This is a genomic window from Alteromonas sp. OM2203, from assembly GCF_048517045.1.
GTDB lineage: Bacteria > Pseudomonadota > Gammaproteobacteria > Enterobacterales > Alteromonadaceae > Alteromonas > Alteromonas gracilis.
The window spans coordinates 4,374,387-4,389,533 of sequence record NZ_CP183209.1; the positions used below are offsets into that span (position 1 = coordinate 4,374,387).

Annotated in this window: 14 protein-coding genes; 11 read left to right on the forward strand and 3 right to left on the reverse strand. The window is 45.7% G+C overall.

Annotated elements, in window-relative coordinates; translation table 11 throughout:
• Nucleotides 1–61 precede the first annotated feature (61 nt).
• Nucleotides 62–355: a high-potential iron-sulfur protein gene (locus ACM0P2_RS19160; RefSeq protein ID WP_118491294.1), complete on the forward strand. Its 294-nt coding sequence runs from the start codon at nucleotides 62–64 to the stop codon at nucleotides 353–355.
• 76 nt (nucleotides 356–431) lie between these two features.
• On the opposite strand, the gene ACM0P2_RS19165 is transcribed toward ACM0P2_RS19160, so the two are convergent.
• Nucleotides 432–2,069: an amidase gene (locus tag ACM0P2_RS19165; RefSeq protein ID WP_419227026.1), complete on the reverse strand. Its 1,638-nt coding sequence runs from the start codon at nucleotides 2,067–2,069 to the stop codon at nucleotides 432–434.
• A 138-nt stretch (nucleotides 2,070–2,207) separates the two neighbouring features.
• Nucleotides 2,208–2,966: a substrate-binding periplasmic protein gene (locus ACM0P2_RS19170; protein WP_419227027.1), complete on the reverse strand. Its 759-nt coding sequence runs from the start codon at nucleotides 2,964–2,966 to the stop codon at nucleotides 2,208–2,210.
• A 226-nt stretch (nucleotides 2,967–3,192) separates the two neighbouring features.
• On the opposite strand from ACM0P2_RS19170, the gene prmA reads away from it, so the two are divergent.
• The 6 genes from prmA (at nucleotide 3,193) to purD (ending at nucleotide 9,896) form a co-directional block, all read left to right on the forward strand.
• On the forward strand, nucleotides 3,193–4,071 hold the full coding sequence (gene prmA / locus ACM0P2_RS19175; RefSeq protein WP_419227028.1) for a 50S ribosomal protein L11 methyltransferase: 879 nt from the start codon (nucleotides 3,193–3,195) through the stop codon (nucleotides 4,069–4,071).
• 346 nt (nucleotides 4,072–4,417) lie between these two features.
• The gene (dusB, locus tag ACM0P2_RS19180; protein ID WP_105932526.1) at nucleotides 4,418–5,416 is read left to right on the forward strand and encodes a tRNA dihydrouridine synthase DusB; all 999 of its coding nucleotides are present in this window, start codon (nucleotides 4,418–4,420) and stop codon (nucleotides 5,414–5,416) included.
• A 30-nt stretch (nucleotides 5,417–5,446) separates the two neighbouring features.
• Nucleotides 5,447–5,740: a DNA-binding transcriptional regulator Fis gene (gene fis / locus ACM0P2_RS19185; protein ID WP_012520109.1), complete on the forward strand. Its 294-nt coding sequence runs from the start codon at nucleotides 5,447–5,449 to the stop codon at nucleotides 5,738–5,740.
• 81 nt (nucleotides 5,741–5,821) lie between these two features.
• Nucleotides 5,822–7,420: a bifunctional phosphoribosylaminoimidazolecarboxamide formyltransferase/IMP cyclohydrolase gene (gene purH, locus ACM0P2_RS19190; RefSeq protein ID WP_105932525.1), complete on the forward strand. Its 1,599-nt coding sequence runs from the start codon at nucleotides 5,822–5,824 to the stop codon at nucleotides 7,418–7,420.
• Between the two features lie 340 nt (nucleotides 7,421–7,760).
• Complete coding sequence (locus ACM0P2_RS19195; protein WP_419227029.1) at nucleotides 7,761–8,576, forward strand: class I SAM-dependent methyltransferase; 816 nt, start codon at nucleotides 7,761–7,763, stop codon at nucleotides 8,574–8,576.
• 27 nt (nucleotides 8,577–8,603) lie between these two features.
• Entirely contained in the window at nucleotides 8,604–9,896 is a 1,293-nt protein-coding gene (gene purD, locus ACM0P2_RS19200; RefSeq protein WP_159118601.1) for a phosphoribosylamine--glycine ligase, read from the forward strand.
• A 101-nt stretch (nucleotides 9,897–9,997) separates the two neighbouring features.
• On the opposite strand, the gene ACM0P2_RS19205 is transcribed toward purD, so the two are convergent.
• Entirely contained in the window at nucleotides 9,998–10,711 is a 714-nt protein-coding gene (locus ACM0P2_RS19205; RefSeq protein WP_373996016.1) for a sugar-binding protein, read from the reverse strand.
• A 203-nt stretch (nucleotides 10,712–10,914) separates the two neighbouring features.
• On the opposite strand from ACM0P2_RS19205, the gene ACM0P2_RS19210 reads away from it, so the two are divergent.
• The 4 genes from ACM0P2_RS19210 to ompR all read left to right on the forward strand — a co-directional run bounded on the left by ACM0P2_RS19210 (nucleotide 10,915) and on the right by ompR (nucleotide 15,082).
• Complete coding sequence (locus ACM0P2_RS19210) at nucleotides 10,915–11,850, forward strand: ion transporter (protein WP_159118603.1); 936 nt, start codon at nucleotides 10,915–10,917, stop codon at nucleotides 11,848–11,850.
• A gap of 120 nt (nucleotides 11,851–11,970) precedes the next feature.
• Complete coding sequence (locus ACM0P2_RS19215) at nucleotides 11,971–12,876, forward strand: phosphoribulokinase (protein ID WP_105932506.1); 906 nt, start codon at nucleotides 11,971–11,973, stop codon at nucleotides 12,874–12,876.
• A gap of 152 nt (nucleotides 12,877–13,028) precedes the next feature.
• Nucleotides 13,029–14,159 carry a DUF2855 family protein gene (locus ACM0P2_RS19220; protein WP_159118688.1) on the forward strand — a complete coding sequence of 377 codons (1,131 nt, stop codon included), beginning with the start codon at nucleotides 13,029–13,031 and terminating at the stop codon, nucleotides 14,157–14,159.
• 200 nt (nucleotides 14,160–14,359) lie between these two features.
• The gene (ompR, locus tag ACM0P2_RS19225) at nucleotides 14,360–15,082 is read left to right on the forward strand and encodes a two-component system response regulator OmpR (protein WP_105932714.1); all 723 of its coding nucleotides are present in this window, start codon (nucleotides 14,360–14,362) and stop codon (nucleotides 15,080–15,082) included.
• Nucleotides 15,083–15,147 lie beyond the last annotated feature (65 nt).

Sequence of the window (15,147 nt, forward strand, 5' to 3'; positions counted from 1 at the left end):
TGCGTTTAAGGCACTGAATAAAAAAGAATCATTATCGTTTCTATCTCTTAAGGAGAATGTTATGAAATCTGTAAATCGCCGTGACTTCTTAAAGCTATCGGGCTCTACAGTTATCGGTCTTACGCTAGGCGGAGTTGCGTTACGTGCACAAGCTCAAGAGCAGCTTAGCGCCGACGACCCAACAGCAAAAGCATTAAACTACACACCGTCTTCAACGGTTGAAGGTGCAAAATGTGCTAACTGCATGTACGTGCAGGGCGCCGATGGCGAGCAATACCGCCCTTGTAACATTTTCCCTAACAAACTGGTTAATGCTGACGGCTGGTGTAGCGCTTGGGTTAAAAAGCCTGGTTAATGTTGTATTTCGCAACGAGCGTTTTGAGAAAGTTAAAGCCCTTGATTTGAAATCGAGGGCTTTTTTGTTGAGCCTGTTATAGCGCGGCATCTAGTCCTTTTTCAATTCCCTTGAACTTTGGGTTGTCAAAGCGTGTGGGCAGCAATCCCGGCTTGATATAAAAGCCATGTTTAGCTTCAAATATACGCCCGACTTCAAGCACTTCTTCATCTTGCCACTTACCCCCAATAAAGCTGATGCCAACAGGAAGGTCTTTCACTTGCCCAGCCGGTACCGTCAGATGAGGATAGCCAGCTATTGCCGCTAAATACCCAATACCAATAAAGCCTACCGGAGAGTGGTCTCCATATACGCCATCTATAAGAAAGGATGGGCTATTTGATGGTGCCACGAGTACCTCAACGTTATGCTTTGCCATCAGTGCATCAATGCCATTTTTGCCCGCAGTATCTTTAATAAGGCTAAGTGCTTTTTTGTATTCGTCGCTTTCAATTGTCGCTGAAGCCAAAGACTTTTCAAAAATGTTCTGATCAAAGAGTGATAGCTCTCGCTCGGTTTTCTTATTGAACGCAATAAGTTCATCAAGGTTCCTTGCAGGTAGCTCTGCCGGAGAGCCAGCTAAATAGTCGTTGATGCTGTGATGGAATTCACTAAGTAAGACATTGTAAGAATCGGCCCAGAAAGAATCCGGCTGAGAAAAGTCACTGATATCCACCAAGGTTGCTCCCGATGCTTTAAGCTGCGCTAACGCTTTTTCGTAAACGGCGAGGACGTGTGGATTATCTCCTTGTCTGTACCTTACCACGCCTATTCTCTTACCTTTTAAGTCTGTTGCGAGCATTGAGGCGGAAGGTAGCTTTGGAACATGGGATTGGGCATCTTTTGTTGCGTTATCTTCTTCATCAACACCCGCCATGATTGCGGTCATCAACCATGCATCGTGCACATTCGCTGTCATTGGCCCTGCCGTATCTTGGCTAAACGAAATCGGCACAATATGCGTTCGAGACAGAAGGCCTACCGTAGGCTTAAAGCCAACCACACCGTTTATCGAAGCTGGGCAGATAATTGAACCGTTAGTTTCAGTTCCTACAGCGAGCGATGCCAAACGAAGTGACATTGCTGCGCCTGAGCCTGACGACGAGCCACACGCGCTTCGCGCTAGTATATGAGGATTGCGAGTAAGCCCACCGACGGCGCTCCATCCGCTGATTGAAGACTCTGAACGAAAGTTGGCCCACTCAGACAAGTTAGTTTTACCTAGGACAATGGCTCCAGCAGCTTTTAGCTTCGCCACAATGGGCGCATTGCGACCTGTATTATTGTTAAGAAGCGCCATCGAACCTGCTGTTGTAGGCATTTCATCACTTTCAATATTATCTTTTAACAATACAGGGATACCGGCTAAAGGGCCGAGCGCTTGCTTATTGGCTATTTGTCTATCGACTGCCTGTGCTTCGTTTAATATATTTGGGTTTAACGCAAGAACGCTGTTTACTTGATTGTCTAGCTTTTCAACACGTGATAAATAGCCTTTAACCAGCGCCGCCGATGTAATCTCTCCGTTGGCAATCGCTTGGGCTTGCTGGTAAGCAGGCATGTCCAAGTAACGCTCAAGCGTATTTTCTTGTTGTGCTTCCGAAGGGGTTGAATGAGAGACACAGGCCGAGCAAACAACCACCGTGACCAATAAAAAAGACCACTGCTTCAACATAAATCTTTCCTTAACAGATAATTCCAGTGTCTAGCATTACCGCTTTATAAAAGCGGCAAGTTTCAGACGTCAAAGTACTGATAGTTTCATATACCTTGTATCAGAAATAGTTCACTGTCTATACATTAAAATCTGTATTTATGGTGTTGTTGCATGTGGCAGCAGGTGAAGGAGACTCTCGAGTTTGTATTTATCTAGCAGCTGCTGATAACGCCCATTTTCAATAAACGTGCGAAGCTTATTATTAAACGTCACTCTTAATTCAGGGTCGGGAATAGCTGCACTGTATGGCGAAATAGGGAATAGCTCATGGAAGACAATTTCATCGCCCGAGTAAGCCGTATTATTTGACTTAAAATAGTTGAAAATATTCCTGTCGAGTATAACCACATCTACATGGCCGAGCATCAACATATCAACCTGTCTATCTTGCCTTGCCATCTCCATATATGTGGCCTGGTCCGCAACGATTTGGCGGAATGCTTCACCTAGCACCACATCAGCCGTTTGAAACGCAATAATGCTTTTGCCACGTAAATCTTCAATACTATTAATTTCAAACTTACTTTCAGCGCGAGTCACCGCAACGTTTTGATAGACAACATAAGGGTCCGACAAGATAGCTGGATCAAGGACGTGAGCTGAATTTTGCGTCAAACCAAGGTCAATCAAGTTATCTTCTAGTAATCTTGCTGTTCGCCCAAATGGCACGTAAATAGGCGACAAATCATGCCCCATATCTGCCAAAATAGCGCGCGCCACATCCACTTCAAAACCAGAATTTTCTTGTGAAATAACATAAGGTGGCTTATTCCACCCTACTACAACGTCAATTTCCTCAGATGAAACTGAAAAAGGTACCAACAAAAAGCTCAAAACAAGGGAAAAAAAGCGCATAAGGCCTCTGTTAGATTAAAAAACAAACAACCACCGCCTACTATAAGCGTTTCTCTAAATCGCACCAGTCGACAAAAGGTTAATATTTTAATTGCTTTTTTATATTAAAGTAAGACGTTAACAGTCAAACTCACAAGGTTTAATACTGTGGCTTTTCGTTTGTCTTCATTTTGTTTCACGCCAACGAAAGGTACAATACGTACAAAGACCACAACGAATGATAAATATGGCTTGGCTACAACTTCGAATCGACACACCTTCTGAACACGCTGAATCTATTGGCGATATGCTTACCGCTAACGGCTCTCAGGCCGTCACATACGTTGATGCGAAAGATACTCCTATGTACGAACCGAAACCTGGTGAGGTACTGCTGTGGCCAGATACACAAGTGGTAGGGTTATTTGAAGCTGATGCCGACATGAAAAGCATCCTAAAGCGGTTAGGTAAAGCTAAGGTGTTGGGGGAAAATTTTAAATACAAGCTTGAACCACTTGAAGACAAAGACTGGGAGCGGGAGTGGATGGACAACTTTCATCCTATGCAGTTTGGGGAGCGCTTGTGGATTTGCCCAAGCTGGCGCGATGTTCCAGACCCGAACGCCGTTAATGTCATGCTAGATCCAGGTCTTGCCTTCGGAACAGGGACTCACCCAACTACAGCGCTATGTTTACGCTGGCTAGACGGCATAGATATGACGGATAAAACCGTCGTCGATTTTGGCTGTGGCTCAGGGATTTTAGCATTGGCTGCATTAAAGCTTGGCGCTACGCGCGTTATCGGTATTGATATCGATCCGCAAGCACTTCAAGCGACAAAAGAAAATGCGCGCCGCAACGGTGTTGAAGACCGCTTAGATGTGTACCTTCCTGAAGATCAACCTGAACTTGAAGCTGATGTGGTAATGGCGAATATATTGTCAGGCCCTTTATTAGAACTTCAAAGCGTTATCACAGACTACTGCAAATCAGACGGTTTGTTAGTCCTTTCCGGCATTCTTGCTGAACAAGTCACCCGAATAGAAGAAGCGTATTCGAAAGACATAGAACTTGAACCAAGTGCTATTGATGGTGAGTGGGCGAGAGTTTCCGGTAGAAAACGCTAAGTTGACGAATTAACCGGCTAGGCATGCAAAATATTCTGCTTGTCTAGTGCACAAAGCTGATAAAGAAACGTGCACTCGACAAGTAGCCCTCTAAATAAATGTTAAAATTTTTCACAATACAGCCCTTTTAACACGGGGCCTGTAAGACTTTCGTACAATAATCATACTAAAAAGTAGTGCTAGCTTACTAATGTGACAGTTTTTTTTCACTGTCAATACCAGGAAGTGAAATTTTGTGTGATTTTTAGCCTTTTCAAGCATTGCGAAAACACGTACACTTAGCGCCCCGTTTTAGCCGGGTGTATAATTTCTGTGCAGTTTTAGATGGCGAGCTATACATTTTACAATGCGAATTGGACCTTACGAGTTAGAAAACAATTTGATGTTAGCCCCTATGGCTGGCGTAACAGATAGACCGTTTCGTCAACTCTGTAAGCGCTTGGGCGCTGGGCTTGTTGTTTCTGAGATGCTTTCGAGTAATCCGAAAGTTTGGAATACAGCAAAATCACAAGCGCGCATGAACCATGAGGGTGAAGAAGGCATTCGCTCTGTACAGATTGCTGGGGCTGATCCTGAGCTTATGGCTCAAGCAGCACAATTTAATGTTGAGAACGGTGCGCAAATCATCGATATCAACATGGGTTGTCCTGCCAAGAAGGTCAACAAGAAGCTTGCAGGTTCTGCGTTGCTTCAATACCCAGACACAGTGGAAGCGATTATTAAAGCAGTAGTTAATGCTGTGGACGTACCCGTGACACTGAAAATTCGTACCGGCTGGAACCCAGAAAATCGCAATGGGGTAGACATTGCCCGCATTGCAGAGCAAAACGGCATACAGTCGCTTGCGGTTCACGGCAGAACTCGAGCTTGTATGTATAGAGGGGAAGCAGAATACGACACCATACGTCAGATAAAGGCGGCAATATCAATTCCTGTTATTGCAAATGGTGACATTACTTCCCCAGAGAAAGCACAAGAGGTGCTGAATTACACCGGTGCAGATGGCGTAATGATAGGCCGCGGCGCGCAAGGTAAACCTTGGATATTTAAACAAATCCAACATTATCTTGAAACGGGCGAGAACCTAGCACCACCGCCGCTGTCAGAGCTGTATAAGCTTTTGCACGAGCATGTAGCCAATGTGCAGGACTTTTATGGTGATATAGCCGGTGTAAGAATTGCCCGTAAGCACGTGGGCTGGTATCTCGCGGAGCACGATACGGATCGTCAGTTTCGTAAAACGTTTAACGCTATCGATGATGCGAATGAGCAACTCGATGCACTAAATGCATATTTTCAAGCGCTGCAGACACGAGAAACCCGACAGATTTCTCCCGCAGCATAGTGATGACTAACTTAAGAGCAACACAGTATTATGTTCGATCAAAACGTGACTTCACCTTTTACTACTACAGTAACTACGCCTTCACAAACGCAAGCGCAAAAGCCTTTGCGTGACTCTGTAAAGCAAGCGGTTAATAAGTACCTTAAGCAACTGGATAACGCAAACATCGACAACCTGTACGAAATGGTACTGGCTGAAGTAGAAGCGCCGCTTCTAGAAGAAGTCATGACTTACACTCGCGGCAATCAAACCCGCGCGGCCATCATGATGGGCATCAACCGTGGCACACTTCGCAAGAAGCTAAAGCAATACGGCATGAACTAAGATTCCAAGGGCTTTGCCCACCAAAGAGCACCAATCGGTGCTCTTTTTGTTTCAACACTACAACATTAGAAACTAAAATTTATGCAAACACCAAAACCCATTAAACGTGCTCTCCTTAGTGTCTCTGATAAAACAGGTATCCTTGATTTCGCAACAGCGCTGCATAACGCTGGCGTAGAACTTCTGTCGACAGGTGGTACCGCAAAACTTTTAGCTGAAGCTGGCTTACCTGTGAAAGAAGTCTCTGATCACACAGGTCATCCAGAAATAATGGCCGGTCGTGTTAAAACCCTTCATCCGAAAATTCACGGCGGTATTCTTGCTCGCCGCGGTGTTGACGAAGCGGTGATGGAAGAAAACAACATTGCGCCTATCGACCTAGTAGTTGTAAACCTCTATCCGTTTGCTGCAACTGTGGCAAATGAAGACTGCACGCTTGAAGATGCCATTGAAAATATTGATATCGGTGGCCCTACCATGGTTCGCGCGGCAGCCAAAAACCACAAAGACGTGACTATTGTGGTTAACGCGTCAGACTACTCACGCGTACTTGCTGAAATGAACGACAACAATGGATCGCTAACGTACAACACGCGTTTTGATCTTGCCATTAAAGCGTTCGAGCACACGGCTGAATATGACGGCATGATCGCAAACTATTTTGGTGCCCGTTTAGACAGCACTGGTTGTGAAGCAGACTGTGACCACCAGCACAGTGAATTCCCACGTACTTACAACATGCAGCTAACTAAGAAACAAGATCTTCGCTACGGTGAAAACAGCCACCAAGAAGCGGCGTTCTACGTTGAAAACAACATTCAGGAAGCGTCGGTTGCTACAGCGACTCAGCTGCAAGGTAAAGAGTTGTCGTTCAACAACATCGCTGATACCGATGCAGCGCTAGAATGCGTGAAAGAATTCGAAGAGCCAGCATGTGTAATCGTTAAGCACGCTAACCCGTGCGGCGTTGCAATTGGCGACGATATTTTGAGTGCCTATGACCGCGCATTTAAAACTGACCCAACATCAGCATTTGGCGGCATTATTGCGTTTAACCGCGAGCTTGATGCGAAAACAGCACAAGCGATTGTTGACCGTCAATTTGTGGAAGTGATCATTGCACCAACCGTAAGCGACGAAGCGAAGGACGTAGTAAGCGCAAAGAAAAACGTACGTCTTCTTGCGTGTGGCGATTGGGCTGGCCAGCTTACTGAAGGTTATGACTTTAAGCGTGTAAACGGCGGTTTACTAGTACAAGAGCGCGACTTCGGCATGGTTGAAATGGAAGACCTAGAAGTTGTGACTAAGCGTAAGCCAAGCGAAGAAGAACTGCGCGATCTTATGTTCTGCTGGAAGGTAGCAAAATACGTGAAGTCTAACGCAATTGTTTACTGCAAAGACGGCATGACAGTAGGCGTAGGCGCAGGCCAAATGAGCCGCGTTTACTCTGCAAAGATTGCGGGTATTAAAGCTGCCGACGAGAACCTTGAAGTGGCAGGCTCTGTCATGGCATCTGACGCATTCTTCCCATTCCGTGACGGCATTGACGCTGCTGCTGAGGCGGGTATTAAAGCGGTCATCCAGCCTGGCGGCTCTATGCGTGATCAAGAAGTGATTGATGCAGCTGACGAACACGATATTGCTATGGTGTTCACCGGTATGCGCCACTTCCGTCACTAATAAGTATTTGCACAACAACTTATAGTGCAGGCTTAGTGAGGGAAACCAACAGCTAAGTTAACCACGCAGTAAAGTGGCATTTTGCTACTTTATTGCGTGTTTGTTGTTTTCCTTTAATCCCTTTTTTATTACGCATGTTCTATCTCATTTGCATGGCTAAAGTGACACTAAAGCTAAACGATATAGTTAGGAATTATTCTGCTAAGTCGTAAGTGCAAATTAGGGTTTGCTGATAGGCTTGATCTGACCTGTGGTAATTTGTAGTAATAGTGTTACTAATAAATGTTATGTTATTCCAGTCCGCATAGATAATTACCCTCGACAGAAAAAGGAAATAAGAATGAAAAAGTTAGCCCAACTTGTGTTAGCCGCAACACTCGGTGTAACAGCAACTTATGCCAGTGCTGATGCTATTTCAGACGCCGCCATGAGCGATATCCGTTCTGATAAAGCCAAAGTGCGCGACGAATACCGCAACCCGCAACAAACATTACGCTTTTTTGGCCTAAAGCCAGACATGACTGTTGTTGAAATTTCACCAGGCGGCGGCTGGTATGCCGACATTCTTTACTCGGTGGTAAAAGAAAACGGCAAATACGTTGCTGCGCATTTCTATGTTGATGAAGAAACCAGCGACTACTACAAAAAGTCGGTTGAAGGTTTCAAAGAACAAATGAAGCCGGGCATGAAATATGAAAATGCAGAGCTTACGGCATTTGACCCAATCAAAGCGTTAAATATTGGCGAAGCTGGCAGTGCTGATATGGTGCTAACCTTCCGCAACGTACACAACTGGTATATGCGCCACGGTGACGAAGGCATCGACAACGCGTTTGGCGCTTTCTTTAAAGCACTTAAGCCAGGTGGCGTACTTGGCGTAGTGGAACATGAGCTACCTGAAAGTGCAGACGATGCAGCGATGAAGAAAAGTGGCTACATGAAGCGTTCTTATGTTGTAGCCGCCGCTGAAAAAGCAGGTTTTGTACTTGAAGCAAGTAGCGATGTAAACGCGAACCCAATGGACACGGCAGATCACCCGAAAGGTGTGTGGACGCTACCTCCACGCTTGGCGCTAGATGATCAAGACAGAGAAAAATACATGGCGATTGGCGAGAGCAATCGCATGACGCTAAAATTCACCAAACCAAAATCATAAAATTAAACACTTAAAACGGAACAGTTAATGAACGTACTTGTAATTGGCGGCGGTGGCCGCGAACACGCGTTAGCGTTTAAAGCAGCGCAGTCTTCTGATGTTTCAACAGTATTTGTAGCGCCTGGCAATGCCGGTACCGCTACAGAGCCTAAGCTTGAGAACGTAGCAATTGATGTAAACGACATCGCCGGCTTAGTTTCTTTTGCTCAAGGTAATGATGTTGCGCTTACTATTGTAGGTCCAGAAGCGCCGCTAGTTGCAGGTGTAGTAGATGCGTTCACAAATGCGGGTTTAATGATATTTGGTCCCACTCAAGCTGCAGCGCAGCTTGAGGGTTCGAAAGCGTTCACTAAAGACTTCTTGGCTCGCCACGAAATTCCTACCGCTGAGTACCAAAACTTCACGGAAATTGACCCAGCTATTGCCTATGTTCGTGAGAAAGGCGCGCCTATCGTAGTAAAAGCTGACGGTCTAGCTGCCGGTAAAGGCGTTATCGTTGCGATGACTCTTGAAGAGGCTGAAGAAGCTATTCGCGATATGCTAGCGGGCAACGCGTTTGGCGAAGCGGGCAGCCGCGTAGTTATTGAAGAGTTCCTAGACGGTGAAGAAGCGTCGTTTATTGTTATGGTAGACGGTAAGAACGTACTGCCTTTTGCCACCAGCCAAGATCACAAGCGTGCGGCTGACGGCGACAAAGGCCCAAACACGGGTGGTATGGGGGCTTATTCACCGGCTCCGGTTGTAACACCAGAAATCCACGACCGTATTATGCAAGAAGTGATCATGCCAACGGTTGATGGCATGGCCGCTGAAGGTAACGATTATGTTGGCTTTTTATATGCTGGCCTAATGATTATGGCTGACGGCACGCCAAAGGTCATTGAGTACAACTGCCGCTTTGGCGACCCAGAAACTCAGCCTATCATGCTTCGCTTAAAATCAGACTTGGTTCCACTTTGCCAAGCGGCGTGTAAAGGTGAGCTTGCAGGCAAAACCATTGAGTTCGACGAGCGCGCATCGGTAGGTGTTGTGCTTGCCGCAGGTGGCTACCCAGGCAGCTATGATAAAGGCGATGTGATTACCGGTTTTGAAGATGCAGCGAAGCTAGAAGGAAAAGTATTTCATGCTGGTACTGCACTTCAAGATGGCGAAGTTGTTACCGCAGGTGGCCGCGTACTTTGCGCAACCGCGTTAGGTAACAACGTTACCGAAGCCCAGCAAAAAGCCTACGAGCTGCTAAAAACCATCCAGTTTAAAGATGTGTACTACCGTACTGATATTGCGCATCGTGCTATTGCACGTGAAGCTGAAGCGAAATAAATAGAACATAAACACAATTCACAAAAAGCGCGGCGCAATGCCGCGTTTTTTTATAAATACTCGTTAATTATTTAAAAGTGGTGGCAAATATATCGCCGACACTATTTAGTTAAAGTCACTTTCCCAAACACCGACGCATCCTTATACCCCAAGTTTTTATCGCCATTTACTGGGGTGATCTCATGCGAACCCAAAAAATGCTCTCTGTCGTAGCCATCAGCATCACAGTAGGCAAGCATAAAGCCCAGTGTCATCCCTTCTTTTAAGGTAACCGGCGAGTTATCTTTTCCGTGCTGATAGCTATCATCAAATACATGCACCGCCGCTTCCCAGTAAATCTTGTAGGGCGCTTGTGTATCACGCTGCCATTTGTTCTTTACATGGTCGTTGTAGCGTTGTGGTACCGCCTCACCTGCTTCATTTGGGCCAATATCAATAACCTGGTTATCAAGCGCCAAGTGATAGGCAAACGCATTGTAGTTATTGAGGTGATCGCCACCAGAGGCGTCCGCATCAATAAAAATTTCTAGGCAATCATCATCCCAATAACGCTCAAGCGGGTTGGCATAGGTATCTGAAAGGTGGTCGTCTTGTATTTCGGCTAACAGATACAATGCATCCTTGTTCCATCGAAGTTTATATCTACCGGAAAAGTCGCTGGATTCAGGCGCAGTCCCCCACATGAGTGAGGTCATACCGTGCCAATCGCCCTCTTCCCATACTGCGTCGTTGGCTACGCCATCGATTACGGGGGGCGTTGAAGTAAAGCGTACGCTATCAGACTTCGCTAATGCCGCGGGAATAGATGACGTCATAAACAGTGCTAAAGCCAGTGAAGTAACTAGGGGTTGTTTACTTTTCAATTGAATACGCTCTTTGTTAGGTTACTTGCGATTTAAACTACCACGTTTCGCGCCCAGCTGCGCTTGAAATAGTACGATGCAACGCACCTTAGTTAGAAGCATTACCAATTTGGTGCAGTAATTGGTATAACAAGGTCATTCGTTCTCTTACCATTTTGGCTATGTCATTTAGAAACGCGTGCTATCACATCCTGGCTCCCGCTAGCGAAGCCCACGAATACAAAAAGCTTAGCAAGCTTTTTGATATATTCCTGATCGCGTTAATTATTGTAAATGTCGTTGCCATGATGCTGGAAACGGTACCGGGTATCCCTGCTATTTGGCGATACGAACTTCATATTATCGAAGTGGCTTCTGTACTTATTTTTACCGCAGAGTACTTCCTTCGCGTATACAGTAGCGCATCAGCCCCTAACCGCCCTACCCGTGCCCAAACAACAACATGGCAAAAGCGCTGGGCCTACATTAAAAGCCCCATGGCTTTAATCGACTTAATGGCTATTTTGCCTTTTTACTTAAGCGTATTTGTAGCGTTTGATTTGCGCATATTACGAGTTTTTCGGGTAATGCGAATCTTAAAAATTGGCCGCTATTCACGTTCAATGCAAACCCTTACTACTGTATTGCGCAACGAATCTCATAGTCTTATTGCTGCTATCAGCGTGCTTTTGCTATTTACGGTTATCGCTGCCACCTGCATTTATTATATCGAGCACACAGCACAGCCCAACGTATTCAGCAGTATACCCGCATCTTTATGGTGGGCACTGGTCACGCTGACTACGGTAGGCTATGGCGACGCTGTTCCAGTTACCGCGCTAGGAAAAGTATTTGGCGGGCTAATTACCATCATGGGCATATGCTTTTATGCCTTACCTGCGGGCATTTTGTCTTCAAGCTATACCACCCAAATGCAGCTAAAACGAGACCGTTTTAAAGACACCGTGCGCAGTGTCCTTGATGATGGGGAACTTAGTGAGCGTGACGTGCACCACTTGGAACACGTGCGAGCTTTGCTCGATTTAGACGAAGAAGAGGCAAAATTGATTGTGCGCCTATTGCAACATCATCATAAAAGCCTAGACAAATGAGCCTAGCAAGATTACACAAGAGCGCTTACAAAAACTAAGCAGTTCGCACCAAGATGCCCCCTTGATTCTTAGCGCACATCAGCTTATAACTAGTACCCGTCATTTCCAAAAAGAAATCCTATGTCTGTCAAACACCCTATTATTGCTATAACAGGTTCTTCTGGTGCGGGTACTACAACCACGACCAACGCTATTCGCCATATTTTCAGGAACTTAAACGTTAATGCTGCAGTAGTCGGCGGTGATAGTTTCCACCGATTTACTCGCCCGGAAATGGAAGTTGAAATCCGTAAAGCGCAAGAACAAGGCAGACACATTAGTTATTTTGGTCCTAAAGCCAACGATTTCGAACTACTTGAGACGCTGTTTAGAGAATACGGAAGTTCGGGTACTGGCCAATTTAGGCAATATCTTCATACATTTGATGAAGCCGTGCCGTTCAATCAAATGCCTGGAACTTTTACTCCGTGGCAAGACTTGCCTAAGAACACCGACTTACTGTTTTATGAGGGGTTACATGGCGGCGTTAAAACCGAAGAAAATGACGTTGCCAAACATGTAGATTTACTTGTGGGCATGGTGCCTATTGTGAACTTGGAATGGATCCAAAAAATTGTTCGCGACACCACAGACAGAGGTCATTCTCGTGAAGCAGTAATGAGCAGTATTGTGCGAGGTCTGGACGACTACTTTCATTACATTACACCTCAGTTTTCGCGCACTCACGTCAATTTCCAACGCGTCCCTACGGTTGATACTTCAAACCCGTTTAGCGCACGTGAAATTCCAACTCAAGATGAAAGCTTTGTGGTTGTAAGGTTTAGACGGGAAATGAAAACCGTAGACTTCCCTTATCTACTGCAAATGATCGACGGCGCATTTATGTCTCGCATCAACACGCTGGTTGTACCCGGCGGAAAAATGGGCTTAGCCATGGAGCTTATCTTAACGCCGCTCCTTGAAGATATCTTAAACAAGAAACGCAGAGCAGGCCATCAGATGGACTGGCTAAATAGCGACGAATAAAGTTCAATATACATCCCTTCTATAGGCATATATTTAAAACAGTAAGTCGTAATGGCTGAATCCCTGCGCCAATCTAGGTAGTTAATACCAATCCGCATAGATAATTAATGCGTTTCGACCTAGTTCCTAATAAAACCACAGCAGGCCCTATTATGACCACAATAAAAAGCCAACAAATTTGGGTAGACCAGCAAAACCTCGCCGCCACTAAAGTGGTTAACCTCGATATAGACACCAACGACTTACAACAGGATGAAGTACTGCTTGAAACAGACAGCTTTGGTTTTTCAGCCAACAACATTACCTATGCAGCACTGGGTTTTAAAATGGGCTACTGGGGCTTCTTTCCTGCTAAATACAATAATGACAGCAGCGATACTGGGTTTGGAATAGTCCCAGTATGGGGTTTCGCCACAGTAAAAGCTTCGCGCCATAGCGATATTGAAGTGGGTGAAAAAGTGTTTGGGTATCTGCCCATGGCAAGCCACTGGGTGATAAAAGCCGGTAAAGTTGCACCTCACTGTTTCTCTGATGTGCATGAAGCACGTAAAAGTATTAGCCCGGTTTACGACCAGTACCTTCGCTGTGCTGCCGACCCTGGATACGATAAAAACCGTGAAGCATGGCAGCTCAATTTTAGACCGCTTTATATGACGTCGTTTGTGCTCGATGACTATGTTGCCGAAAAAGCGGACAACAAAATATTGCTTCTATCGAGCGCCTCAAGTAAAACCGCGCTGGGCACTGCCCAGTTACTTAAAGATCAAAAACATTCTCGCAAAGCCACCTACCGCGTAGTGGGGCTAACTTCCACAAACAATGTTGATACAGTTAGCAATTCAGGCTGCTACGACGCTGTATACAGCTATGACGAACTCGCAGAGTTTAGTAAAGATGTTGGCGGCGAAGAAAACGTTTGGCTGCTTGATTTTGCTGCCAACGGTACGCTTATTAATAACCTCGCCAAGCAGCTTGGTGACAGTTTAAGGGAAGTAACGCTAATAGGTGCTACCGACTGGCAGGCTCAGGAAAAACCAAATCCGAAGCTGCTTAATGCAGAAATTTTCTTTGCGCCTGCGCGCGTAAAGCTTCGTCAAGGCGAATGGGGCCATGAAGCTTTCTTAGCTAAATACGCCACCGCATGGCAGCGCTTCGCCGCAAAAGTTAGTGATCAGTTTATTGAACAAACTCACTGTGGTTCCGAGTCCATAACAAGGTTATACCAAGAAACACTCAACGGTACGGCACAAGCCAAAGCGCTCAATGTAGTGACGTTCAATTAACACGCAATAAATAGTACACCCTCGTTTTTGAGGGTTTGTACTAAATTAAGATAATGAGCTCGGAGGCCGAGTTACTCATCGGTCCCTCTCTGTCTAGACACTATTTGTAACAAACATCCCCGGCCTTTTACGCTTTTCTCGCTTTTGTATTTCACATCTAATGGTTATAGTGAAACAAAAGTAAAACGAAAGGTATGAGTATGGGTCAGGAAACCTCTAAAATTCTCGTTGTTGATGATGACATGCGCTTACGCAGCCTGTTAGAGCGTTATCTTTTAGAGCAAGGCTACCAAGTTCGAAGTGCAGCAAACGCAGAACAAATGGATAGATTACTTGAACGCGAGAACTTCCACTTGATGGTTTTGGACCTTATGTTACCGGGCGAGGACGGGTTGTCTATTTGCCGCCGTTTGCGCCAGCATGAAAACGATATGCCCATTATTATGCTTACCGCTAAAGGCGATGAAGTAGACCGTATTATTGGCCTTGAAATGGGTGCAGATGACTATTTGCCTAAGCCTTTTAACCCGCGAGAACTGCTTGCCCGAGCGAAAGCGGTATTGCGCAGACGAAGCAGCGAAGCGCCCGGCGCGCCGTCTAAAGATGTACAAATTGTGGAGTTTGGCAATTACAAACTTAACCTTGCCACCCGAGAAATGAGCGCTGGCGATACACCCTTAACCCTAACGAGCGGTGAGTTTGCAGTATTAAAATCTTTGGTTACCCACCCCCGTGAGCCGTTATCCCGAGATAAGCTAATGAACTTAGCCCGTGGACGCGACTACAGTGCGTTAGAGCGCAGTATCGATGTCCAGGTTTCCCGCTTGCGAAGAATGCTTGAAGAAGACCCTGCCAACCCTCGCTATATACAAACCGTATGGGGACTAGGCTACGTTTTCGTGCCTGATGGCGAACAAGTCTAGCCTCGTGACCGATACGGCGGGAACGACTATCTTGGACTATTTGTTTTTAAAGTATGTTTACTCAT